The 23,064-nt window shown below is 71.7% G+C and carries 24 protein-coding genes; 18 read left to right on the top strand and 6 right to left on the bottom strand.

Features of this window, described 5'->3' with window-relative positions; genetic code table 11:
- Positions 1 to 6: 6 nt before the first annotated feature.
- Positions 7 to 429 carry a hypothetical protein gene (locus SLINC_RS19535; protein ID WP_067434566.1) on the bottom strand — a complete coding sequence of 141 codons (423 nt, stop codon included), beginning with the start codon at positions 427 to 429 and terminating at the stop codon, positions 7 to 9.
- 154 nt (positions 430 to 583) lie between these two features.
- On the opposite strand from SLINC_RS19535, the gene SLINC_RS19530 reads away from it, so the two are divergent.
- From SLINC_RS19530 to SLINC_RS19520, 3 genes are all read left to right on the top strand, one after another.
- Positions 584 to 895 carry a hypothetical protein gene (locus SLINC_RS19530; RefSeq protein WP_152038992.1) on the top strand — a complete coding sequence of 104 codons (312 nt, stop codon included), beginning with the start codon at positions 584 to 586 and terminating at the stop codon, positions 893 to 895.
- A gap of 72 nt (positions 896 to 967) precedes the next feature.
- Positions 968 to 1,315 (top strand): ArsR/SmtB family transcription factor, encoded by a 348-nt coding sequence (locus tag SLINC_RS19525; protein ID WP_067434560.1) that lies wholly within the window; start codon positions 968 to 970, stop codon positions 1,313 to 1,315.
- Positions 1,316 to 1,320: 5 nt separating this feature from the next.
- On the top strand, positions 1,321 to 1,758 hold the full coding sequence (locus tag SLINC_RS19520; protein ID WP_067434557.1) for an SRPBCC family protein: 438 nt from the start codon (positions 1,321 to 1,323) through the stop codon (positions 1,756 to 1,758).
- Here SLINC_RS19520 and SLINC_RS19515 read toward each other — a convergent pair whose 3' ends face one another.
- Positions 1,759 to 1,962 (bottom strand): DUF397 domain-containing protein, encoded by a 204-nt coding sequence (locus SLINC_RS19515; protein ID WP_067434553.1) that lies wholly within the window; start codon positions 1,960 to 1,962, stop codon positions 1,759 to 1,761. It abuts the gene before it with no gap.
- A gap of 10 nt (positions 1,963 to 1,972) precedes the next feature.
- Positions 1,973 to 2,827, bottom strand: coding sequence for a helix-turn-helix domain-containing protein (locus SLINC_RS19510; protein WP_067434550.1), 855 nt, complete (start codon positions 2,825 to 2,827; stop codon positions 1,973 to 1,975).
- A gap of 210 nt (positions 2,828 to 3,037) precedes the next feature.
- Between SLINC_RS19510 and SLINC_RS19505 the strand changes: the two genes are divergently transcribed.
- The 4 genes from SLINC_RS19505 (at position 3,038) to SLINC_RS49360 (ending at position 4,574) form a co-directional block, all read left to right on the top strand.
- Complete coding sequence (locus SLINC_RS19505) at positions 3,038 to 3,481, top strand: ATP-binding protein (protein ID WP_067434547.1); 444 nt, start codon at positions 3,038 to 3,040, stop codon at positions 3,479 to 3,481.
- Between the two features lie 26 nt (positions 3,482 to 3,507).
- Positions 3,508 to 3,750, top strand: coding sequence for a hypothetical protein (locus SLINC_RS19500; protein WP_067434544.1), 243 nt, complete (start codon positions 3,508 to 3,510; stop codon positions 3,748 to 3,750).
- Positions 3,747 to 3,872 (top strand): hypothetical protein, encoded by a 126-nt coding sequence (locus tag SLINC_RS50045; RefSeq protein WP_257785184.1) that lies wholly within the window; start codon positions 3,747 to 3,749, stop codon positions 3,870 to 3,872. Before SLINC_RS19500 ends, SLINC_RS50045 begins: the two co-directional genes overlap by 4 nt.
- Before the next feature lie 93 nt (positions 3,873 to 3,965).
- Entirely contained in the window at positions 3,966 to 4,574 is a 609-nt protein-coding gene (locus SLINC_RS49360; RefSeq protein ID WP_237281999.1) for a hypothetical protein, read from the top strand.
- On the opposite strand, the gene SLINC_RS49355 is transcribed toward SLINC_RS49360, so the two are convergent.
- Positions 4,530 to 5,066 carry a hypothetical protein gene (locus SLINC_RS49355; protein WP_067434541.1) on the bottom strand — a complete coding sequence of 179 codons (537 nt, stop codon included), beginning with the start codon at positions 5,064 to 5,066 and terminating at the stop codon, positions 4,530 to 4,532. The genes SLINC_RS49360 and SLINC_RS49355 overlap by 45 nt on opposite strands.
- A gap of 256 nt (positions 5,067 to 5,322) precedes the next feature.
- On the opposite strand from SLINC_RS49355, the gene SLINC_RS19485 reads away from it, so the two are divergent.
- Genes SLINC_RS19485 through SLINC_RS19470 form a run of 4 tightly spaced genes read left to right on the top strand, consistent with a single transcriptional unit; the run spans position 5,323 to position 8,192 of the window.
- Complete coding sequence (locus tag SLINC_RS19485; RefSeq protein ID WP_067434538.1) at positions 5,323 to 5,694, top strand: hypothetical protein; 372 nt, start codon at positions 5,323 to 5,325, stop codon at positions 5,692 to 5,694.
- Between the two features lie 10 nt (positions 5,695 to 5,704).
- Positions 5,705 to 7,258, top strand: a complete 1,554-nt coding sequence (locus SLINC_RS19480) for a peptidoglycan-binding protein (RefSeq protein WP_067434535.1) — start codon at positions 5,705 to 5,707, stop codon at positions 7,256 to 7,258.
- A gap of 20 nt (positions 7,259 to 7,278) precedes the next feature.
- Positions 7,279 to 7,767, top strand: a complete 489-nt coding sequence (locus SLINC_RS19475) for a protease inhibitor I42 family protein (protein ID WP_152038994.1) — start codon at positions 7,279 to 7,281, stop codon at positions 7,765 to 7,767.
- Between the two features lie 23 nt (positions 7,768 to 7,790).
- Positions 7,791 to 8,192 carry a hypothetical protein gene (locus tag SLINC_RS19470; RefSeq protein WP_067434529.1) on the top strand — a complete coding sequence of 134 codons (402 nt, stop codon included), beginning with the start codon at positions 7,791 to 7,793 and terminating at the stop codon, positions 8,190 to 8,192.
- Positions 8,193 to 8,198: 6 nt separating this feature from the next.
- Here the strand turns inward: SLINC_RS19470 and SLINC_RS19465 are convergent, their stop codons facing one another.
- Positions 8,199 to 9,743, bottom strand: coding sequence for a CehA/McbA family metallohydrolase (locus tag SLINC_RS19465; RefSeq protein WP_067434526.1), 1,545 nt, complete (start codon positions 9,741 to 9,743; stop codon positions 8,199 to 8,201).
- A gap of 142 nt (positions 9,744 to 9,885) precedes the next feature.
- Here SLINC_RS19465 and SLINC_RS19460 point away from each other — a divergent pair, with 142 nt between their 5' ends.
- The 3 genes from SLINC_RS19460 (at position 9,886) to SLINC_RS19450 (ending at position 14,167) form a co-directional block, all read left to right on the top strand.
- Complete coding sequence (locus SLINC_RS19460; protein WP_067434523.1) at positions 9,886 to 10,731, top strand: LLM class F420-dependent oxidoreductase; 846 nt, start codon at positions 9,886 to 9,888, stop codon at positions 10,729 to 10,731.
- A 137-nt stretch (positions 10,732 to 10,868) separates the two neighbouring features.
- Entirely contained in the window at positions 10,869 to 13,454 is a 2,586-nt protein-coding gene (locus SLINC_RS19455) for a bifunctional FO biosynthesis protein CofGH (RefSeq protein ID WP_067434520.1), read from the top strand.
- 146 nt (positions 13,455 to 13,600) lie between these two features.
- Positions 13,601 to 14,167: a L,D-transpeptidase gene (locus tag SLINC_RS19450; protein WP_067434517.1), complete on the top strand. Its 567-nt coding sequence runs from the start codon at positions 13,601 to 13,603 to the stop codon at positions 14,165 to 14,167.
- Here SLINC_RS19450 and SLINC_RS19445 read toward each other — a convergent pair.
- Complete coding sequence (locus SLINC_RS19445; RefSeq protein WP_067434514.1) at positions 14,160 to 14,669, bottom strand: DUF2165 domain-containing protein; 510 nt, start codon at positions 14,667 to 14,669, stop codon at positions 14,160 to 14,162. The genes SLINC_RS19450 and SLINC_RS19445 overlap by 8 nt on opposite strands.
- Before the next feature lie 92 nt (positions 14,670 to 14,761).
- Between SLINC_RS19445 and SLINC_RS19440 the strand changes: the two genes are divergently transcribed.
- The 4 genes from SLINC_RS19440 to SLINC_RS19430 all read left to right on the top strand — a co-directional run bounded on the left by SLINC_RS19440 (position 14,762) and on the right by SLINC_RS19430 (position 23,048).
- Positions 14,762 to 18,115 carry a tetratricopeptide repeat protein gene (locus SLINC_RS19440; protein WP_067434511.1) on the top strand — a complete coding sequence of 1,118 codons (3,354 nt, stop codon included), beginning with the start codon at positions 14,762 to 14,764 and terminating at the stop codon, positions 18,113 to 18,115.
- A 107-nt stretch (positions 18,116 to 18,222) separates the two neighbouring features.
- A complete protein-coding gene (locus tag SLINC_RS19435; RefSeq protein ID WP_067434508.1) occupies positions 18,223 to 19,338 on the top strand; it encodes an ADP-ribosylglycohydrolase family protein in 1,116 nt (371 codons plus the stop codon).
- Positions 19,339 to 19,557: 219 nt separating this feature from the next.
- Positions 19,558 to 19,692 (top strand): hypothetical protein, encoded by a 135-nt coding sequence (locus SLINC_RS50040; protein ID WP_257785183.1) that lies wholly within the window; start codon positions 19,558 to 19,560, stop codon positions 19,690 to 19,692.
- A gap of 293 nt (positions 19,693 to 19,985) precedes the next feature.
- Complete coding sequence (locus SLINC_RS19430) at positions 19,986 to 23,048, top strand: S8 family serine peptidase (RefSeq protein ID WP_079164611.1); 3,063 nt, start codon at positions 19,986 to 19,988, stop codon at positions 23,046 to 23,048.
- The last annotated feature ends 16 nt before the right edge of the window (positions 23,049 to 23,064 follow it).

Below are 23,064 nucleotides of genomic sequence, written 5' to 3'. Positions count from 1 at the left end.
GACGGCTCAGCAGTTGCGGATCGACCAGACCGGGTCCCAGTCCACGTCGGGCGCGTCGGTGCTGACCGGGAAGGTCTGGATCACGTTGCCGTTCTGGCCGTAGGTCGTCGCCTGGGCGTTGTCGGTCTGGCTGTTCACGACCTCGCCCGTGCCCTGCCAGTTCGAGAGGTGGTAGCGGTTGCAGTGGTAGAGGAAGAAGACCCGCCACTGGTTGACCGTGGGGTCCCACACGCCGGCGCAGAAGTTCCCCGTGTCGCAGGTGATGTGACTGCCGGCGGGCACCAGCCGCGAATCGGCGGCCGGTGAGATCGTCGGGGCGACGGCGGAGGCGGCGGAGGACGCCGCCTGAGCCGTACCGGACGCGAGGACGGAGGCCAGCACGAGGGTCATGGTGCCGACCGCGCCGAGAAGTGAGCGCTTGGTACGCATGGGTTCGGTTCCTCCTGTGGGGGGAGCGGTGGACGGACCGACAGAGGCGGTGCGCACCGCAACCTAGAGGGCCACCGGTGCCGACGGTCCCTGACAGATGTCAGGGCGAAACGCTCAGCCAGGTCGGTCGGGGCCGCGCGGTACGCTCCGCCGCATGACAGGAGCAGACGTGCGCGATGCCCGACTGAACCGGCTGTGGGGAGCCGTGTGCGTCTTCGTCGGGATCTTCTTCCTCGTATGGGGGCTCTCCTGGGTCAGGGCGAGCGTGCTCAACGAGGACCTGGCCAGTCGCTGCGGTGATCTGCACACCGGCAGCTTCCCCTTCGAGAAGTCGTGCAGGCATCAGGACGGCACGGTGGAGGGCGCGAACAGTCCGCTCCTTGACGGGGCCCTCTACGGCTCGATGGCCGCGGCAGCCGCCTGCCTGACAGCCGTCTGCGCGATCGAGGCAGGCCGCAAGCGGTAGCCCGGAGGCCCGTGGCCGGTCGACCGGCTACATGCCGTTGCAGTTATATAACCAGTCGGATACATTCAGGGTGTGTCCCTGCCGTTCGATGTGCTGGCCGACCCCACCCGGCGGCGGATGCTCGGGCTGCTGCTCGGGCGCCCGTGGCTCGTGGGGGAGATGGCCCAGGAGCTGGAGATGAGCCAGCCGCGGGTGTCCAAGCACCTGCGGGTGCTGCGCGACGCCGGGCTCGTCACGGTGCGGGCCGAGGCGCAGCGCCGCTGGTACGAGCTCCGCCCGGAGCCGTTGGCCGATCTGGACGCCTGGCTCGCGCCGTATCGCCGCCTGTGGACCGAACGCCTGGACCTGCTGGAACAGCATCTCGAAACGATGCCCGACATCCCCGAGGAACAGCCGCCTCAGGCGGCCGAGGAGCCGTGATTGCGATGAGCGAGACCAGCACCGTCACCATCGACGGCCGCCCCGCTTTGCGCTGCGAACGTCACCTGAAGCACAGCCGGGACAAGGTCTGGGCGGCCGTCACCGATCCCCGGCAGCTGAGCCAGTGGTATCCGTTGCGGGTGACGTTGCTGGAGCCACGGGCCGGCGGCCGGATCACCTTCGACGACGGCGAGGGCACGACCTACACGGCCACCGTCACCCACTACGACCCGCCGCGACTCTTCGCCTTCGACGAGCACGACCCGGACGGCAAGGAGCGGGAGTTCGACGACCACCTCAGGATCGAGCTCAGCGACGAGGGCTCCGGCTGTCTGCTCGTCCTCACCCATGTCCTGACCGATCCGTCGACCGCGGAGAGCGCCTCCCGGGGCTGGCAGGCGTGTCTGGACGCGCTGGTGGCGGGACTCGACGGGGCGGGATGATCACGGCGTCTGAGGACGGTCGGCCGCCTTCAGTACGTCGAGCAGAGCGCTGAAGGCGATGGGGGTGGCGCTGAGAACTGCTGCGGTCGGGTCGGCGCTTTCGGTGAGGTGGATGGTGGTGGGGGAGGGGGCGGGGCTGGATATGTGGACGCAGGCTTCGCCTTCTTGGCAGTAGGACGACTTCTGCCAGAGGGGAGTGGACATACGGGCTCCTTCACAGGTTCTGAGCGATGGAACGGATCAGGTCCCGGGATTTCGCAGGGCCGAGAGCCGCTGCTTCGACAACGTCCAGGAGGCGCCGGTACTTCTCCAAATGCGCCTCGGCGTCCAGAAGTACGGGGCCGTGGAACTGGTCCAGCTGAACGGTGTCCAACTCCGGTACGCCACCGCACAGATAGTTGATGGATTGGCCCGACCCGGGGAATGCCCCGACTTCATAGGGAAGTACCCGAAGGGTGATGTGCTCCCGCTCGCTCATGTCGACCAGGTGGTGGAGCTGTTCGCGCGCCACCTGTCGGCCACCGACCCGCATGTGCAGGGCTGCCTCATGGATGACGGTGCTGTACGGATTGGGGTTCTCCCGGTACAGGACGTCCTGGCGTTTGATGCGGTGCGAGACACGGTGCTCCACTTCCGGCGGGGTGGGAGCCGGGATCGCCTGGCTGAAGATCTCCCGCGCGTGCTCGGTGGTCTGGAGCATGCCGGGGATGTGCGCGGTGAACGCGGTACGGATGGCCGTCGCGTGGTGCTCCAGCTCGGCGAGCGTCAGCAGCCCTGACGGCAGGACCTCGCGGTACGCATCCCACCACCAGCCGCGGGCCTTCTCACCCGCCATGCCGACTAGGGCGTCGATGTACGGCTGATTGGTGCAGGAATAGACGTTGGCCATCGCTCGGACACGGTCGGGGCTCACCCCGAACCGGGCCGACTCGACGTTGCTGAGTTGACCCGAGCTGGTGCCGAGAAGCCGTGCGGCCTCGGTCGAACTCAGACCAGCACGTTCACGGAGTTTGCGCAGCTCAGTCGCGAGCCGGATGCGGCGTGCCGTCGGAGCGGGCCTTGCTGTCATGGCACTTCCTCCTACCGGGTGCCCATGGCCTGTGTCACCCACATGAGGGAGAAAGTCCTGAGATTCTTCGAAATCTCGCAAAGCTCCTTTGCGAGACCTCTATCTTCGTTCTCAAGGGCCCCGCCTGGAAGCGCACCGTGGGACGCCGCGGCAGAGACACCAGGCACCGTACGCAAGATCCCAACTCCCCTCAGTGACCGGAGACTTCCGATGGCCACCGTATCCCCGTCCTGGAACTACACCCTGCACCTCCCGCACGATCCCCGCGCACCGGGTGTCGCCAGGGGCGCCCTACGCCTGATCCTCGCCGCTCATGACATGCCCGAGCTGACACCCACCGCGGAGCTCCTGGCTGTGGAACTGCTGACGAACTCCCACCGGCACACGAAGGGCCCGTACGCCCTCCGCGTCCACTCCGCCGACCCCGGCCGCCTGCGGGTCGCCGTATGGGACACGGACCCCCGCGTCCCACCGGGCTTCTCGGACCGCGACCGCCCCCCGCCCCCGGCCCTGGACGCGGAAGACGGCCGCGGACTCCACCTCGTCCGCTCCTGCGCGAACGCCTGGGGCGTCTCCGTGCTCCGAGAGCTGGGCGCGTCGAAGGGCGGCAAGCTGCTGTGGGCGGAGTGCGGGGACGGGGCGGTCGCGCGGTGATCCAGGCCCCGCTGGGAGGTGGAGCGATGCCGCCGCCCGAGATCCGGACCGTGGACGACCTGCGCGGTGCGCTCAGCCGCTACGGCTTCCCGGGCGACCGGGAGCGTTTCGAGGAGGAGCTGGCGGCCGCCATAGGAGCCGCCCCGACGAACGACTTCGCGGGCGCGGCAGCAGTGGTCCGCGCATACAGGCACCGGGTCCTGATCCGGAACTCGCCCGAGATCATGACGGCCCTCGAAGACTCCCGCACCGGAGGCGGCGGCACGTGAACGACGTTCCGTTGGAGGAGGCCGAGCCTGCGAGGAAGGCGTTCGGCGACCTGACGGAGGGGGAGCGGGACGTCGTCCGGGACGCCCTCCGGGCCATCGGCCGTGACCCGGCCTGGGCGTGACGTTCTCTACTACTTCCGCGACCCACAGGTGGTGGACCGTGACCCCCTGACCCTGCCCACGACGGTCCTCGCCGAGCCTGCCACTGTGAGGGCGTGACGAAGACCGAGAAGGAAGATGTGTTCGGGGCCGGGCCCCATGGCGGGCGGGGGCGGCTCTACGCGTATCGGATACGCGGGGTCGGTCGCGGTGGGGTGGTTCTGTGGGTCGGTGGTGAGGGTGACGAACCTGATCAGGTGGTGGCGCTGGCGGACGCCGGTCGCCGTCGCGTACCGGTGTTCGTGACCGTTCGGCAGGCGCGGGTGTACGCGAGCCGGCGGGGGTGGAAGCCGGTCACTTCCGAGGCCGACACTCTGGAACTCGCCCGTGTCCAGCACTGGCTGGAGGATCCGGCGCGCCGACGCGTCCCCTCGGGTGCCGTGCTGGAGGCGTGGAACTTCTTCGAGGATCTGGCCCGAGGGCTCGGCGAGGTCCACGGACGGCTGCCCCAGCAGGGCGTGGTGCACAACAGCGCCTACGAGAAGCTGTTCGCGGGTGAGTGCGCCGAGTGGACTCCCGCGGAGCAGCGCGCGGTACGGGAACTGATCGTGGCCGGGGTGAGGCTGTGGAACTCCTGCCCGGTGATCGTCAAGCCCGTTGCAGCATCGACCTCCAGACCTCTACTTGGCCAGTTCATCGATCCGCCAGCCAACGGTCCCGGATGATCCGGCCAGACCATCGACATCAATCCTGATCTGTGCCGGGGCGTCCGTAATACGTTGACGAACCGGGACGCTGTCGCACGTCACGGTCTGCCGCGTCGGGCGCTTCGCAGTCACGGTGAGGCGGACCTCTTCCTCTCCTTCTCCCGCGCCCTCTCCCGAGCAGACGACTGACAGTGTGTAGGACCTGCCACTCGACAGGCCCGAGTTGGTGTGGATTCCGTCGCTTGCCCGTTCCAGTCCCGACTCCACGAACAGGTCGCCAGGATCGTCCGCCTCCCCGATGCCCAGCGCCTCTTCCGCCTGCTTTTCCAGAGCCTTCGCCTGGTCGCTTGTTGCGGAGGGCGAAGCGCTCGGCTTGGGATCCCTCGGCGGTTTCTCCCTGTCATCGGACTCGCTGCTGCATCCGACGAGGAAAGCAACGGACAAGACGGACAGGATCGGGACGAGGAGGGTGGTGCCACGGCGGCGGGTGAGCCCCAGGTCGTGAATCATGTCCGAGTTTCCCACCCGGACCCGAGCCGCCTACCGAATCGAGCCCCACCCCGCCCCGCGAGACCGCCATGTGCAAGCCCTGTGCACACCCCGTAACCCACCCGATCCGGCCACCGCGGCGCATGTTAGCCTCCCGTCGGCTTGATCGCTTTGCTCGCCGTTTGCAGTTGGTGGGGGGCGAGTTGACGGTTCGGTGGGACGGGGACGGGGGACGGCGATGGCCGCTGGGCAGGGGTACCGGGTAGCGACGGCGAGGATGTCGGGGCCGGCCAAGGAGTTGGACGGCTGTGGGGACGACGCGGAGAGGATCCGCAGGGCCGTGGAGCCGGCGGCGTGTTACACGCAGGACGCGCTCGGCGGTGAGGACTCCGCCGCGGCGTTCAACGCGTTCGCGGCCGCGTGGGAGGCGGAGACCCGCACCGTGCGGGACGCCCTGCACGAGCTGGCGGACAAGGTGCACCTGGCGAAGGGGGCGTACGCGGGCAGCGACTCGCTCGTCTCGACGCGGGCGGCCGCCGTGGACACCGGGAACGGCTCGCTGACGACCGGTCCCGCCCCGGCCGGTGACAGCCACCTGACCACCATGCCCACCTACGCCGAGCGTCCCTCGGCCCTCTCCGACTACTGAGGGGCCGGGCATGACGGAGTCCACGACCGGGCGTCGTGCGAAGCTGACCGGCCTGTGCGAGAGCATCCCCAAGGCCGACAGCAAGAACGCGTTGCTGGATCTGATCGACCAGGCCCTCGGTGTGGCCGCGCCCGAGGGGGATCCGGTCACGCTGGAATCGCTCGGGAAGCGGTACCGCGAGCAGGTCGACGACGCCGGGAACCTGTACGACCGGGTGGATCGCGTCGCCACCCGGGGGATCTCGGACGTGTGGGTCGGCGACACCAGCGTGCTGGCGCAGGACGCCGTGTCCGCGGCCGCCCGTGCCGTGCTTCAGCTCACCGAGGCCTTCCAGGGCGGCGCCCGCGCGCTCACCGTGCTGGCGGACGCCGTCAAGGACGCGCAGAAGCAGGACGGCGACGGTCGTACGAAGCTGAACGACGCCAGGAGCCGGCTCGGTGGGCGGGACGGGTTCTTCGACGACATGCACGAGGACGACGGCGAGGAGAACGACCGGCTGACGGCCCGGTTCATCGCCGCCGACGGCGTCGACCTGATGCACAAGGCGGCCGTCGCCGCCGACGACGCGGCCCGTGCCGCCGCCCGCGACCTCAACAAGTGGGCCGCCGAGGCCCGCGCCGGGAAGCTGAAGACCGACGACCTCACGGCCGTGGACCGGCTCATGCTCGCCGACACCAGCAACGTCGGCGGCGACCCCGAGCTGAACGAGATCCTCACCGCCAACGACCTCGAACGCGCCGGACAGCGCATGGAGAGCCTGCCGCCGGGCGAACGCGCCCGGATGGAGCGGCTGTTGGCCGACGCCGCGACCCCGCAGGAGCGGGCGTACCTGATGAAGGCGCTCGCCGCGGGGTACTCCGTGAAGGAGGTCGAGGAGTTCGGCGGGAAGATCCACGGCAGGGACGAGGAGTGGCTGCGCGAGCACCTGGCGCCGGTCACCACCAACTCCGGTACGGGACAGGAACGGCAGACCTACGGCGACGAGAACTGGAGTCAGGACGGGGCCACTTGTGTGCCGTCCTCCACCGTCACCGCCCGCGCCATGGTCGACCCGGTGTACGCCCTCGAACTCACCGGCGGCCCCGACGGCACCGACGACTCCCCGGACGCCTTCCGTGAGCGGCTCACCGACGAGCAGATGCGGATGCACGAGGAGGGCGACGGTTCCAACGAGGGCTGGCTCTGGGACCGCAAGCCGGCCGGCATGGACTCCGAGGGGCAGGTGGAGATCTCCGACAAGGAGCTCAGCCCGCACACCGGCGACTCCTACGATTCGCAGGACATGGACGGCGCCGACGACCGCCGTGACGTCCTGACCGACATCGAGAAGTCCGTCGCCGAGGGCAAGCCCGTGCCCATCAACGTCGAGGGCAAGGACGAGAACGGCGACTGGGTCGGCCACGGCATGATGATCGTCGGCCAGGAGGGGAACATGCTCCAGGTCTACAACCCGTGGGGCACCACCACCTGGGTCAGCGAGGAGGACTTCGTCAAGGGCGACCTCAGCGCGGCCAGCGACGACCGCTTCGACAACGTCAACCGTGTCTACATCGAGCAGGACTGACCTTGCTGACCATGCTGACCTTGCGTACTCCCACCGCGGTTCGCCGACCGGCCGTCGTGGCCGCACTGGCCCTCGCCCTGACGGCCTGCGGATCCTCCGACTCCGGTTCCGGCTCCACGACCTACGGCACCCAGGACCGGGCCATCACGGTCGACGCCGGCGAGGACTTCACCCTTGAGGTCCCGGCCAGCTCGGCCATGGGCGAGAACTGGTACCTCGCCGACCCGAAGCCGGACCCGGCCGTCCTCGACGACGGCGGCAAGCGGGAGGACACCGACGCCGGCGACGACGGCATGGAGTACTTCGACTTCACCGGGGTGAAGGCGGGCAAGGCCACCGTGAAGCTGCTCCACTGCCCCAACGGCTTCTGCCACGGCGCCGACGACGTGGACGCGGCCACCGCCTCGCCCGCCCCCAGCGGCGCCCCCGCCGCGAGCCCCGTCCCGACGGCCACCGGCGCACCGGACGACCGCGTGGAGTACTTCGTGTACGAGATCACCGTCCGCTGACCCGGACCGGAACAGAGGCCCCGATGCCACCCACCCGCACCGACGACGAGCTCCTCGCCGCCACCGACATCCCCGTCCTGCTGCGCTACGGCCTGACCCAGGACGCCTTTCGTACCGCCCTGTTCGGGGACGGTGCCGTCGCGGCGGCCGTGACACTGGACCGGCTCGGCGTCGTGCCCCGGTCCCTGCACTTCGTCGCCGAGATCGTCCGCTCGGGCGGACTCGCCTACGCGGCCGAGCTGTCGGAGCCGCTTCCCTCGCCGGAGGCGTCGGCGCTGCTGCGGGACTGGCTGGAGACGGCCGTACAGGCCACACAGGCCGCGCAGGGCGCCCCCGGTCAGGACGGCGACGCCCGCACGGCCCGCTGGCTGGACACCGTCACCGAACTGATCGGCCTGCGCCGGGACTCCCGCGCCCGGCGGTGAGCCCTCTCACCGCCGCCCCAGGAAGATCGGGTTCGTGAACGCCGCCAATGCCCCCGGCAACGGCCCCGCCGCCGTCTCGTGCCGCAACTCCGCGCGCACATAAGCCGCGTAGGACGGCGTCGTACGCCACTCCACGACCCCCGCCCCCGCGACCGGCAGTGGCGCGCCGGTGAACAGCACCCCCTGGTCGGTGACGAACCGCACCACGCACCGCGGCGCGCCCGTCACCTCCGCGCGGACGGTCACGGGGGTGTCGGGGGAGACCTCCAACCGGCCGCCGATGTCGGCATGTTGGCCGGGACCGGCGGTGGCGGTGAAGGACACGGAGACGTTCTTGGACTCGGCGACGTACGAGCGGCCCGCCCGGATGCCCTCCTGGATCGCCTCGCGGGTCAGGTCGTCGGCCAGCACCACCGTCTGCGGGGAGCCGACCGCGTCCGGATCCCGGTGGGCGTCGCTGCTGCCCATCGCGGGGATCCAGTCCCGGCCGCCGCCGCCCTCCCGCACGGACGCGACGAGCATGCCGTCCCAGTCGGCGAGGGCCACCTCGTCGTCGGGCGTGTAGGGCCCGTTCCACACCTCGACGGCGTCCGCCTCACCGAAGCCGAACTTCCAGTTGCAGCCGATACAGGTGGCGTGCGGATGGGCCGGGACGACCAGGCCCCCGGCGCGGCGGATCTGGCGGGCGAAGCGGCCGAAGCGGTTGTCGCGGGCCCGGTAGCGCCAGTCGACGAAGGTGCCGGGGTCGGTGCCGAGGGCCACCACATGGCCGTTGCGGGTCGTGATCTCCTCGCCGAGCATGATCAGCAGGTCGTCGCCGGCCAGGTCCGCCCAGTGCGGGTGGGCCGCGTGCGTGTTGTGCTCCGAGGAGTTGATGAAGTCCAGGCCCGCCGCCCGTGCGAGGGCCGCGATCTCCGCCGGGGTGCGGCGGCCGTCGGAGTACCAGGAGTGCAGGTGGCAGTCGCCGCGGTACCAGGCCCGGCCCCGCCCCCTGGCCCGGGACGGCGGGTACTTCGGGGGTACGGTCCGGCCCGGCTCGCCGTAGGTGAGCGTGACCGTGATCTCGTACGACAGGCCCTGCGGGGCGACGGTGTAGGGGCCGAGCGCGATGTGCCAGGTGCCCTCGCGCACCGGGCCGGGGATGTAGCCCGGTGTCGCGTCGTCGGCGCGCAGGAAGAACTCGGTGCGGGCGCCCCCGGACCAGCCGCGGAAGCCCCGGCCGCCCAGGTCGGTGCCGCGCTCGTCGAAGATGCCGATGTCGAGGGCGTTGCCCGCCGTGCCCGCGGGGACGGCAGGCCGGTCGTAGGTGTACGCCACCTTGATCTCCCGCACACCGGCGGGGACCTCGACGGGCACGTACACGAAGTCGGGGGAGCCGGTGGGCAGGGTGCCCCGCAGCGTCCTCGTCTCCTGGCTCCCGTCGGCCGCGTCTGCCGCGTCGTCCGCTGAAGCGAAGCTCACGCTTCCCAACGTAAGCGCGGCGGCGGCACTCGTCACGAACAGTGTGCGTCTTCCCAGGCTCGATTCAGGTCTCGCGTCGTCGTCACACATGCGGAGCAGTGTGCCCAGTGGGGGTGAACTGCCGTCAACAGTCAGGGAATTGGCGGGAGTCGGATGCCGTCACCGGCCGGCCCGACACCATTACCGACCAGTCGGTATGGACATCTCGCCCCCGGGCCGGTACAGATGAACCATGCGCATCTCCGTGACGATCTTCCTCACCGACGAGACGATCACCCCGACCCGGCTCGCCCGTGAGCTGGAGGAACGCGGGTTCGCCGGTCTCTATCTGCCCGAGCACACGCACATCCCGGTCGAGCGGACCAGCCCGTACCCGGCGGGCGGCGACCTGCCGCCCGAGTACGGCCGTACCCTCGACCCCTTCGTGGCGCTCGGCCAGGCCGCCGCGGTCACCGAGCGGCTCGGCCTCGGCACGGGTATCACGCTCGTCGCCCAGCACGACCCGATCGACCTCGCCAAGCAGGTCGCGACGCTGGACCACCTCAGCGGCGGCCGCTTCACGCTCGGCCTCGGCTTCGGCTGGAACGTGGAGGAGGCCGCCGACCACGGCGTTCAGTGGCGCACCCGGCGCGAGCTCGTGCGGGACCGGATGGCGCTGATGCGGGCCCTGTGGACGGAGGAACCCACCGCCTACGACGGGGAGTTCGGGAGCGTACGGGCCAGCGACGCCTACCCCAAGCCCGCACAGAAGCCGCGGGGTCCGGTCGTCGGGCCGCGGACGCTGATCGGCGGGGCCGCGGGTCCGAAGCTGTTCGCGCACATCAGCGAGTACGCCGACGGGTGGCTGCCCATCGGGGGGCGCGGCCTGTCCGAGTCGCTGCCGGTGCTGCGGGGCGTGTGGGCCGACGCGGGGCGGGATGCGGCGGCCCTCCAGATCGTGCCGTACGCGGTTCATCCGTCGCCGGGCAAGCTGGCGTACTACGCCGACCTGGGCATCGAGGAGGTCGTGGTGCAGTTGCCTCCGGCGGGGGAGGCGGAGGTGCTGCGGGTGTTGGACGAGTGCGCGGCGTACGTGTAGCCGAGGGTGCCGTGCCCCACCCCAGGGGCGCGGGGAACTGCGCGACCAGCCACGGAGAGCCCGCAGCGACTCACGACCGTATGCCCCCAGACCCCCGACCCTGCTGAACCGGCGGAGCCCCTCCGTATGCTCGAAGGATGACGACTCCCGCGACCTCCGGAACCGGCCCCACCGAGAACTCCATGCGTCGCGCTCTGAAACGCGCTCGGGACGGCGTCGCTCTCGACGCCTCCGAGGCGGCCGTGCTGCTCCAGGCCCGCGGCGCGGCCCTGGAGGACCTCACCGCGTCCGCCGCCCGCGTCAGGGACGCGGGGCTCGAACAGGCGGGCCGGCCCGGCGTCATCACGTACTCGAAGAGCGTCTTCATCCCCCTCACCCGGCTGTGCCGGGACAAGTGCCACTACTGCACCTTCGTCACCGTGCCCGGCAAGCTGCGCCGGGCCGGGCACGGGATGTTCATGTCCCCGGACGAGGTGCTCGACATCGCCCGCAAGGGCGCCGCCCTGGGCTGCAAGGAAGCCCTGATCACGCTCGGCGACAAGCCGGAGGACCGCTGGCCGGAGGCGCGCGAGTGGCTCGACGCGCACGGCTACGACGACACCATCGCCTACGTCCGCGCGATCTCCATCCGCATCCTGGAGGAGACGGGGCTGCTGCCCCACCTCAACCCGGGTGTCATGACCTGGACCGACTTCCAGCGGCTCAAGCCGGTCGCCCCGTCCATGGGCATGATGCTGGAGACCACCGCGACCCGCCTGTGGTCCGAGCCGGGCGGCCCGCACCACGGTTCCCCGGACAAGGAACCGGCGGTCCGGCTGCGCGTCCTGGAGGACGCCGGCCGCTCGTCGGTGCCCTTCACCAGCGGTGTCCTGATCGGCATCGGCGAGACGTACGAGGAGCGCGCCGAGTCGCTCTTCGCGCTGCGCCGGATATCCCGCGCCTACCACGGCATCCAGGAACTGATCATCCAGAACTTCCGCGCCAAGCCGGACACCGCGATGCGCGGCATGCCCGACGCGGAACTGGACGAACTGGTCGCCACGGTCGCCGTCGCCCGCCTGATCATGGGCCCGAGCGGCTGCATCCAGGCCCCGCCGAACCTGGTCGACTCCGAGTACGAGCGGCTCATCGGCGCGGGTATCGACGACTGGGGCGGGGTCTCGCCCCTCACCATCGACCACGTCAACCCCGAGCGCCCCTGGCCGCAGATCGAGGAACTCGCCGAGCGCTCCCGCGCCGCCGGGTTCGAGCTGCGGGAACGGCTGTGCGTGTACCCCGAGTTCGTCCGGCGCGGCGAGCCCTGGCTGGACCCGCGGCTGAGGCCGCACGTGGCGGCGCTCGCGGACCCGGAGACCGGCCTCGCCCTCCCGGACGCGACCGTCGAGGGCCGGCCGTGGCAGGAGCCCGAGGAGGTCTTCGAGTCCACCGGCCGTACGGACCTGCACCGCACCATCGACACCGACGGCCGCACCTCCGACCGCCGCGACGACTTCGACGAGGTCTACGGCGACTGGGGCGCCCTGCGCGAGGCGGCCGCGCCCGGCATGGTGCCCGAGCGCATCGACACCGACGTACGCCAGGCCCTCGCGACCGCCGCCGACGACCCGACGAAGCTGACCGACGAGGAGGCGCTGGCGCTGCTTCACGCCGACGGTCCGGCGCTGGACGCGCTCACGCGGATCGCGGACGACGTGCGCAGGTCGGTGAACGGCGACGACGTGACGTACATCGTCACGCGGAACATCAACTTCACCAACGTCTGCTACACCGGCTGCCGTTTCTGCGCCTTCGCGCAGCGCAGGACGGACGCCGACGCCTACACCCTCTCCCTGGACCAGGTCGCCGACCGCGCCCAGCAGGCCTGGGAGGTGGGCGCGGTGGAGGTGTGCATGCAGGGCGGCATCCATCCCGACCTGCCCGGGACGGCGTACTTCGACATCGCGAAGGCGGTGAAGGAGCGGGTGCCGGGCATGCATGTGCACGCCTTCTCGCCCATGGAGGTCGTCAACGGCGCCACCCGCACCGGCATGTCCATCCGTGAGTGGCTGACCGCGGCGAAGGAGGCCGGGCTCGACTCGATCCCCGGCACGGCCGCCGAGATCCTGGACGACGAGGTCCGCTGGATCCTGACCAAGGGCAAGCTGCCCACGGCGACCTGGATCGAGGTCGTCACGACGGCCCACGAGCTGGGCATCCGGTCGAGCTCGACGATGATGTACGGCCATGTCGACCAGCCCCGGCACTGGCTCGGGCACCTCAGGACCCTCGCCGGCATCCAGCAGCGCACCGGCGGTTTCACGGAGTTCGTGACGCTGCCCTTCATCCACACCAACGCGCCGGTCTACCTGGCGGGCATCGCCCGCCCGGGCCCGACGATGCGGGACAACCGGGCGGTGACGGCGATGGCCCGGCTGCTGCTGCACCCGTACATCCCCAACATCCAGACCAGCTGGGTGAAGCTGGGCACGGAGGGGGCCGCCGAGATGCTCCGCTCGGGCGCCAACGACCTCGGCGGCACGCTGATGGAGGAGACGATCTCCCGGATGGCGGGCTCCTCCTACGGCTCGTACAAGTCGGTCAAGGACCTGATCGCCGTGGCGGACGCGGCCGGACGGCCGGCCAGGCCGCGCACCACGCTCTACGGGGAGGTGTCCGAGGAGCGGCAGCGTGCGGCGACCGTGTCGGACGGGCATCTGCCGGAGCTGCTGCCGGTGCTGGACTGAGCGGTCACGGGACGGACGTAGGCAGAGGCGTAGGGAGCGGCCCTTGCCGCCGCTTCCGCCCCTCTCGCCGCGATCCGTACGCACCTCCCGGCCCAGTACGATGATCAGACCCCCTCGTGGGAGGGGCCCCGTAGCTGAGGAGATGCGTGCCCGTGCCTGCCCGACGGCTTCCCTCGTGGGTCTGGGTGACCGGTCTGACGGCGGGCGCGGTCGCTGCGGTCGTCGTCCTGGCCGTACAGGCCGACAAGGGCCCGCACCCCACGGCCGCCCGGCCGAGCGCCCCGGCCTCGGCGGAGGCGACACCGAAGCCCACGAAGTCCGCGGCGCCCGCCGCGGTGCCGGACGACTCCGGCACCGGGCGGCGCGTCGTGTACTCCCTGGGCCAGAAGCGGGTGTGGCTGGTCGACGCGAGCGACGCCGCCCGCCGCTCCTTCACGGTGTGGCCGGGCACGGTGAGCCCGGACCCGGGCAGTTACACCATCTCGCAGCGCACCGAGGCCACCACCGGCTCCGACGGCGTACAGATCGAGAACATCCTGTACTTCGCCGCCAAGTCCGGCCTGTCGATCGCGTTCTCCAACGCCGTGGACGGCGCCTCGCCCCCCGCGGTCGCCGCCGGAAAACAGACCAGCGGCATCCGCATGGGCAAGGACGACGGCTCCGCACTGTGGACCTTCGGGGAGACGGGCACCACGGTCGTGGTGGTCAGCTAGCCTTCCGCTCCCCGGCGGACGGCAGGTTCACCACCAGCAGCACCACACCGCTGAACAGGAACGCCCGCGTCGCCGCCTCCAGCCCGTTCCAGTCGCCCGACTGCCACATCGCGAACCACTCGCCGCCGATCCCGATGAACCCGGCACCGAACAGCAGCATCACCATGAGCAGGCCGTACGTCGAGAAACGGCGGGCGCGGTCGTCGCCCCGGAACCAGAGCCAGGTGCCGAAGACCAGGACGAGCGCGGCGATCGTCTCCCACACGATGATGGCGACGTAGGCCGCGTCCTGAAGTCCCTTGCTGGTGACGGCTCTCCACATCAGATCCTCGTCCTTGAACGTGGTGTCCATGGCGAGTACGTGCTGCACGAACTGCTGGTTGGTGCCGAAGTCGGTGATGTTCCCGAAGGCGACGAGCACCATGTAGAGGGCGACGGTGGCGGTCAGAAGGGTCGCGCTGAGTGCGAGCGCGGTGCGGGGGGTGCGTGGGGTCGTGGACATGTCGATCATTTTCACCGGTGGCGGCCGTGTCACGGAACCATTGGGCCAGAATGCCCGTAAGACCGCGGAACGAGGGACGGGGTGACACGCGGATGGCACAGGCACAGCCCTCGTGGCAGGAGCTGATCCAGCGGCACACCCGGACCGGATTCGTCGGCCGGGACGCCGAACGGGCCGCGTTCCTGCGGAACTTCGACCTCCCGCCCGGAGACGCCCGCCGGCGCTTCCGCTTCCATGTGCACGGCACCGCCGGCGTCGGCAAGACCTTCCTCGTCCAGGAACTGGAGCAACTGGCCCGTGAACGCGGCGCGTTGACGGCCTATGTCGACGAGAGCGCCGGAAGCGTCCCGGAGGCCCTGTCGGAGATGTGCCGCCAGTTCGCCGACCAGGGACGCCGGCTGAAGGACCTGGAGCGGCGGCTGGCCACCTACCACGAGCGCCGGCACGAGGCGGAGGCAGCGGCGCTCGCAGCGCTCGGCCCGGAACCGGAACCGGCGTCGGCCGGCAGCACGGTCGCGGTGGAACTGGGCATGGGCGCCCTGGAGGCCGCCCTGCCCGGAGTCTCCCTCCTCACCAGGGCCCTGCCCGCCGACCGGCTCGCCCAGGGCACCGACCGCGTACGCGCCTCACTCGCCGCCCGCTTCCGCAACCAGGACGACATCGACCTCGTCCTGACCCCGGAGAAGGTGCTCACCCCGGTCCTGCTCGCCGGCCTGCGCACGGCCGCCGCCGCGGCCGGCTGGATCGTCCTGTTCCTCGACACCTACGAGCGGACCGGGCCGTATCTCGACCCGTGGCTGCACGAGACGCTCACCCGGCACCGGGGCGACGGCGGGCTGCCCGCCACCGTCGTCGTGGTCACCGCCGGGCAGCGCCCCCTGGACGCCACCCGCTGGAGCGGTCTGGACGCCGTCGAGGAGCTGCCGCTCGCCCCGTTCACCGAGGCCGAGACGCGCACCCTGCTCGCCGCGCGCGGAGTGGCGGCCGAACCGGTCGTCGAGGAGGCGCTGCGCCTGACGGGCGGCCTGCCCGTCCTGGTGTCGACGCTCGCGCAGAACCGCCCCGGCGACCCGGAGAACCTGCGGGACCCGAGCACTACCGCCGTGGGCCTCTTCCTGCGCCGCGAACCGGAGGACCGCCGCGAGACCGCCCGGATCTGCGCCCTCCCGCGATGGCTGGACGCCGACGTCTTCCGGGTCCTGGTCGACCGCTCCGACGACGAACTCGACGTGCTCTACGAGTGGTTGACCGCCCTGCCGTTCGTCGGCGAGCGCGGTGGCCGGGTGCGGTACCACGACGTCGTACGGGCACAGATGCTGCGCCTGGAGCGCCGCCGTTCCCCGCGCGAGTGGGCGCGGCGGCACCGGCGGCTGGCGGAGGCGTTCGCCGAGTGGCGGGCCGAGACCGGGGCCGGGCGGGAGACCGAGAACCTGTGGGAGGACGAGGAATGGCGTGACCTCCTCCTGGAGGAGACCCACCACCTGCTCTGCGCCCGTCCGCCCGCGGCGCTCGGCGAGGCCTTGCGGACCCTGGTCGCGGCCTGCCGCACGGACGACGTCGTCGGCCGCCGCTGGGCGCGGATGCTGGAGGACGCGGGGGAGGCCACCGACCATGCGGGGCTGCGGGAGTGGGGCCGGGACCTGGGCGAGGCCCTCGCCGACGAGGACAGTGAGGCGGCCGGGGCCGTGGGGGACAGCGGGGTGGCCCGGGCCATGGACCTGCTCCTCGCCCGGCCCGGGCTCGATCCGCACGGCCGGGCGGAGGCCCATGCCCTGCGCGGCCGGGAACTGCGCCGCGGCCAGGAGTACGCACGGGCGCTGGAGGAGTACGACCGGGCGATCGACCTCGCGCCGGAGCTGGCCCTCGCCCACTACGGCCGCGGTCTGACCCTGCAACTCGCGGACGACCTCCCGGCCGCCCTCGCCGCCCTGGACCGCGCGGACGAACTCGCCCCCGACACCGGGTGGATCATCGCCGAGCGCGCGGAGACCCTCCGGCTGGCGAGCCGTTTCGAGGAGGCCGTCACCGACTTCGGCCGCGCGATCGCACTCGACCCGACGGACACCCGCTCGCTGACCGGGCGGGCCGTGTGCCGGCACACGCTCGGGCGGTACGACGAGGCGCTGGCCGACTTCAACCGCTCCCTGGGCATCGACGGGGAGGACCTGTGGACGCTGGTGCGGCGGGCCCGTCTGCTCCGGTCCCGGGGCGAACTGGACGCGGCCTTCGCCGACTTCGACCGGGCCGTCGCCCGTGATCCCGACGCGTCCTGGATCGCCTCGGAACGGGGTGACTCCTACCGGCTCGCCGGCCGCTTCGAGGACGCCGTCACGGAACTCGGCCGGGCGGTCGCCCTCGACCCCGGCCACGCCTCCGCCCTGGCGAGCCGGGGCGCGTCCCTGCACGAACTGGGCCGGGACGAGGAGGCGTTGCCCGACCTCGACCGCGCCGTGGAACTGCGGCCCCGCTACGGCTGGGCGCTGGTGATGCGGTCCCGGGTGAGGAAGCAACTGGGGGACCGGGAGGGCATGTTCGACGACCTCGCACGGGCCGTCGAGGCCGATCCGGACGCCGAATGGATCCGCCATGAGCGGGGCGTGGAACTCCTGCACGCCGGCCGGTACCGGGAGGCGGCCGACGTCCTCCGCGGGATCTTCGACCTCGGTCCGGACGACTCCGACGCCCTGTTCGAACTCGGCGGTGCGCGCCGCGTCGCGAAGGACCACCCGGAGGCGCTCCGGTACCTGGACGGCGCCCTGGCACTGAACCCCGACCACGGCCCGGCCCACGCCTCGCGAGCCCGGGTCGGCCTCGCGACCGGCCGCACCGAGCAGGCGCTCGCCGACCTGGACCGGTGCGTGGAGCTGGGGACGGAGACGGACTGGGCGCGCCGCAAGGCCGTAGAACTGCTGATCCTGTGCGGCCGCCGGGAGGAGGCGGAGGCGCGGCTGGCCGGCGCGGACGACTCCGGGGACTCGGACGACCTGCGCGTCGAACTGCACCGGCGGGCCGGCCGCTGGGACGAGGCGCGGCCCCTCGCCGAGCGGCTGCGGGAGACGGAGCCCGTGGTCGGCACCTTCGAGCTGGCCGTGACGGTGAGCCGGTCCGAGGGCCTGCGGGCCGCGCGACCGCTGTGGCGGGAGCTGGCCGCGCTCGTGCGCGAGGACGACGAACTGGACGCGCCGGAACGCGCGCAGGGGCGGTGCTTCCTGGGCTGCGCCCTCGACGACCGGACCGAGGCGGACCGGGGCCTCGCGGACCTCCTCGCCCTGGAACCCGGCTGGATGCCGCTGGCCAACCTCGCCGCCATCCTCACCGACCTCCTGAACAGCCCCGACGTCGACCACGACCGCGTCACCCCGCTCCTGACGGAGGTCACGGCGGCCGCCGAGGCCGTGCGGGCACGGTACGCGGACCCACCGGGCCCGGGGATTCCCCGGCCCTGACGGCCCATGCCAGTGGCACCTTCCCCCGCCACCCTGAACACACCGTCCCCGTTCGATTACAGTGCTGACCTGTCGTACAAACGGGCGGTGCCACAGGGGAGGTCTTGGTGGGTGCGACAGCCGGGGCCGTGTGGGGGCGTGCCGAACAGCAGGATTTTCGTAGCCGGGTGCGGGGGACGCTGCTCGGGGTGGCCGTCGGGGACGCGCTGGGTTCGCCCGTGGACGGGCTGGGGCTGGCGGAGATCCGGGAGGAGTACGGCGCGGAGGGGCTGCTCGACCTCGGGCGCGGGTACGGGCGGCGCGGAGCCGTCTCGCACCTGACCCAGCTGACCCTGTTCAGCGTGGACGGGCTGATACGCGCCCAGGTGCGAAGAGACACCGGCGCCTGGCATCCGCCGACCGATCTGCACCGGGCGTACCGCAGATGGGCCGCCACCCAGCGGGACTGGGGGCCCGACGAGCGCCGCAAGGACGACGGCTGGCTCGCCCGGGAGGAGTGGCTCTACGCCCGCCGCGACCCGACCCGCGCCCTGCTGCTCGGGCTCGGCGACGACACCATGGGCACGCTGGACGTACCCAAGAACCCCGGCGAGACGGGCCCCGAGGCCGCCGCCCGCTCCGCGCCCTTCGGACTGCTCGTCGGCTGGGAGCCGCAACTCGTCGTCCAGCTCGCCGTGGAGTGCGCCGCGCAGACCCACGGCGGCCCCGTCGGCTACCTCTCGGCGGGCGCGTACGCCGTGATCGTGCACGCCCTGGCCTGCGGTGAGAGCCTCGACGGGGCCGTGCAACGGGCGCTCGCCCTGCTCGCCCCGCGGCCGGGACACGAGCCCGTCTCCGAAGGACTCCAGCACGCCCTGGGCGCCGTACGGCAGGGCATACCGACGCCCGCCCGGGTCGAGGAGCTCATCGGGGACGGGACGGCGGCCGGGCTGGTGTCGGCCGCCGTGTACTGCGCCCTGGTGGGGGAGGACGTCCGCCAGGGCCTGTGCCTCGCGGTCAACCACGACGGCCCCTCGGCCGCGACCGCCGCCCTCACCGGCGGGCTGCTCGGCGCCCTGCACGGCGAGACCGCCCTGCCCCCGGCCTGGCTGGCCGAACTGGAGGGCCGGCCCACCCTGCTGGAACTCGCCGACGACTTCGCGATGGAGATGACCCAGGGGCCCGCCCTGCACGGTCCCGCGGGAGCGTCGCCGGGGTGGCTGGCGCGGTATCCGAGGGCCTGAGCGCCCGCTGCCACTTCTTCACAACCACGGTGTTCGTACTGGTCGGTAGGGGAACGGGGCTGGAGGCTGCCGTGAACATCCCGTGAAGTTGCGTAACTCTCAAGTACTTTCGCCCTGCCGCAGGGCGCGACGAGCCAGAAGTACACCCTGCACACCTGGCTGATCGGCCCGGACTCCAAGCCGGACCAGCAGGCCACCGCGGCCCCGGCCGAGCAACGGGTGACCCAGGGCGACACCGCGAAGGTCACCGTCTCCTGGCGTGACCTGCCGACCGGCAGCGTCTACCTCGGCCTGGTCGACTACGGCAACGGCACGGACACCGTCGGCACGACCGAGCTGACCGTCACTCCGTAGATCCTGGCAGGACAGCTGTGGGGGCGGGCACCCGGAACCGGGAACCCGCCCCCCACGTCATGGGGTGCCTCGCGTCACGTGCCTCACAACTCGGGTGTCCGTACTGGGCGGTAGAGGAACGGACCCGAAGAACACCGTGAATCTGCTGTGAAGTTACGCAGCCTTCAAGGACTTTGCTCTTTTCACACCAGCCTCACGCATAACACGATGGCGATGATCTCGGGGGCCCGACCACTTCACTGCGACCTTTGTGCGCACGCCTCCGTCAGGCGCGCGCGGGGGAAGGCATCAACTTGTCCCAGCAACACCCCGGCCGCCGCCGTCGCGTCGGCCGCAGAACTGTTTCCCTCCTGGCCCCGGCCCTCGCCGGCGGCCTGGTCCTCTCCTACGGCACACCCGTCCAGGCCGCGCCGCAGGACGCGCCGGCCGGCACCTCCCAGCAGGCCGCCACCTCTCAGCCGGCTTTCACCGACGGCCTGTACGTCGTCCAGCTCGCCGACGAGCCCGTCGCCACGGAGTCCAGCACCGCGCCCGGCCCGGGCGAGCGGCTCGACACCGCGACGGGCGCCGTACGCGAGTACGTCCGCCACCTGAAGCGGGAGCGCGAGAAGGTGCTGGACGCGGTGCGGGGCGTCAAGCCGCTGTACACCTACCAGTACGTGCTCAACGGGTTCTCCGCCGACCTGACGGCCGGCCAGGCGACCGCGCTGTCCCGCACGCCCGGCGTCCTGTCGGTGGCCAAGAACATGGTCAGCCACCCCACGGCCACGCCCGCCGCCGCACCCGCGGCCGGGACGGCCGCCGCCGGCGCCCTCGCGCCCGCCGACACCGCCAAGTTCCTCGGTCTGGAGGAGAAGGGCGGCCTCTACTCCAAGATCCGCGGGGGCCAGAAGCGCGCGGGCGAGGGGACGATCCTCGGTGTGATCGACACCGGCATCGCCACCGGCAACCCGTCGCTGAAGCCCCTGTCGGAGCCCCGCCCCGACGCCGCGGTCATCGCCAAGAAGTGGAAGGGCGCCTGCGACCGGGGTGTGGACCTCGCGCACCTGGTCACCTGCAACAACAAGGTGATCGGCGCCCAGTACTTCAACAAGGGCCTGGCCAAGCCCACGGAGGACGACTGGGCGTCCCCGATGGACGCCGAGGGCCACGGCACCCACACCGCGACCACCGCGGCGGGCGCCGCCGGCGTCAAGGCCACCGTGCCCGACAGCGGCATATCCGGGACCATACGCGGGCTGGCCCCGGCGGCCCGTGTCGCCGCCTACAAGGTGTGCTGGACCGAGGGCTGCTTCACCTCCGACATCGTCGCCGCCTTCGACAAGGCCGTGGCCGACGGCGTGGACGTCATCAACTACTCGGTCGGCGGCCCGAACGACGAGCCCGCCAACCGCCCCGAGTACATGGCGATGTTCAACGCGGCCAAGGCCGGCGTCTTCATCTCCGCCTCCTCGGGCAACAGCGGCCCCGGCACCGGCTCCAACGGCGTCCCGTGGGTGACCACCGTGGCCGCCTCCACCCACGACACCGGCTACCGCGGGACCCTCACCCTCGGCGACGGCAAGACCTACGACGGGGTGAGCATCGCCGCCCAGGGCGTGCCGTCCGCCCCGCTCGTCGACGGGGCGAAGGCCGCCAGGAGCGGCGTGGACGCCACCCTGGCCGGGCAGTGCCAGCCCGATGCCCTCGACCCGGCCGCGGTCAAGGGTGCCGTGGTGATCTGCGCGCGCGGCGGCAACGCCCGCCTCGACAAGAGCGCCCAGGTCAAGGCCGCGGGCGGCGTCGGCATGGTGCTGTACAACGTCAGCGCCGCCGACGAGGAGGTCGCCGACGCCCACACCGTCCCGTCCGTCCACGTCCCCCAGGCCGCCGGCGCGGAGATCAAGGCGTACGCCGCCGGCTCCGGTGCGACCGCGACGCTCGCCGCGGCGACGACCGTGAAGCAGCGGGCGCCGCAGATGGCCGGCTTCTCCTCCAGCGGTCCCGACCTCAACAGCACCGGCGACCTGCTCAAGCCGGACATCACGGCGCCCGGCGTGGACATCGTCGCCGGTACCGCCGCGCACGGCACCTTCCCGGGCGAGCAGGGCATGATGTCCGGTACGTCCATGTCGGCGCCGCACGTCTCGGGCCTCGCTCTGCTGCTGCGTCAGCTGCACCCCGACTGGTCCCCCATGGAGGTCAAGTCGGCGCTGATGACGACCGCCACCACCAAGGACAACGCGGGCAAGCCGATCCAGCGCTCCGGCAAGGCGGCCACACCGCTCGACTACGGCGCCGGTCACGTCGCCCCGAACACGGCGTACGACCCGGGCCTGGCCTACGACTCCACCTCCAAGGAGTGGGCCGCGTTCCTGTGCGCCATCGGCCAGCCCCCGCTGACCGCCGACCGCAGCGAGTCCTGCCCCGCCGCGAAGAAGACCGACCCGAGCGACCTCAACACCCCGACGATCTCGGTCGGCGACCTCGTCGCGCGGCAGACCGTCACCCGCCGGGTCACCAACATGACCACGAAGCCCGGCGTCTACACCGCCACGGTCAAGGCTCCGGCCGGCTACACGGCGCGGATCTCCCCGAAGACGCTGCGGGTGCCGGTCGGCGGGACGGCCACGTACAAGGTGACCTTCACCCGCACCGACGCGGCCTACGGCACGTGGGCGTTCGGCTCGGTCACGCTCGCCGACCAGCGGCACACGGTCCGCAGCGCGGTCTCGCTGCGCGCGGCTCCGCTCAAGGTGGCGGCCGAGGCCGCAGGCAAGGGCCGGACCGGCTCGGCGACCCTCTCCGCGAAGAGCGGCTTCGCCGGTTCGCTGACGGCCCGCGTGGACGGCCTGTACGCGGGGACGACCAAGACGGGAACCCTGACCGGTACGGAGAAGAGCTTCGACCCGTCGAAGCTCACGTCCGCCTCCGTCAAGACCGAGGTCACCGTCCCCGAGAACACCTCACTCGCCCGTGTCGGCCTGCTGCCCTCGGACCATCTCAAGGGCAGCGACCTGGACCTGTGGGTGCTCGACGAGGACGGCGAGTTGGTCTCCGCCCTGCCCGTGAGCGGCAGCGCGGAGCACGTCGACCTCGGGCCGGGCACGTACCAGGTGTACGTCAGCCAGTTCGCCCTGCCCCAGGGCGCCACCAGTCAGAAGTACACGCTGCACACCTGGCTGATCGGCCCGGACACCAAGGCGGACCGGCAGGCCACCGTGACCCCGGCGAAGCAGTCGGTCACCTCCGGCGCCGGCTCCAAGGTCAAGGTCTCCTGGCGTGACCTCAAGGCCGGCGGCACCTACGTCGGTGTCGTCCACTACGGCAGGGGCACGGAGACCGTCGGCGCGACCACGCTGACCGTGACGCCGTGACGCCGTGACTCCTGGC

The organism is Streptomyces lincolnensis, from assembly GCF_001685355.1.
GTDB classification, from domain to species: domain Bacteria; phylum Actinomycetota; class Actinomycetes; order Streptomycetales; family Streptomycetaceae; genus Streptomyces; species Streptomyces lincolnensis.
The sequence above is the reverse complement of the archived record's forward strand: the minus strand, read 5'-3'. Positions and strand labels throughout refer to the sequence as shown.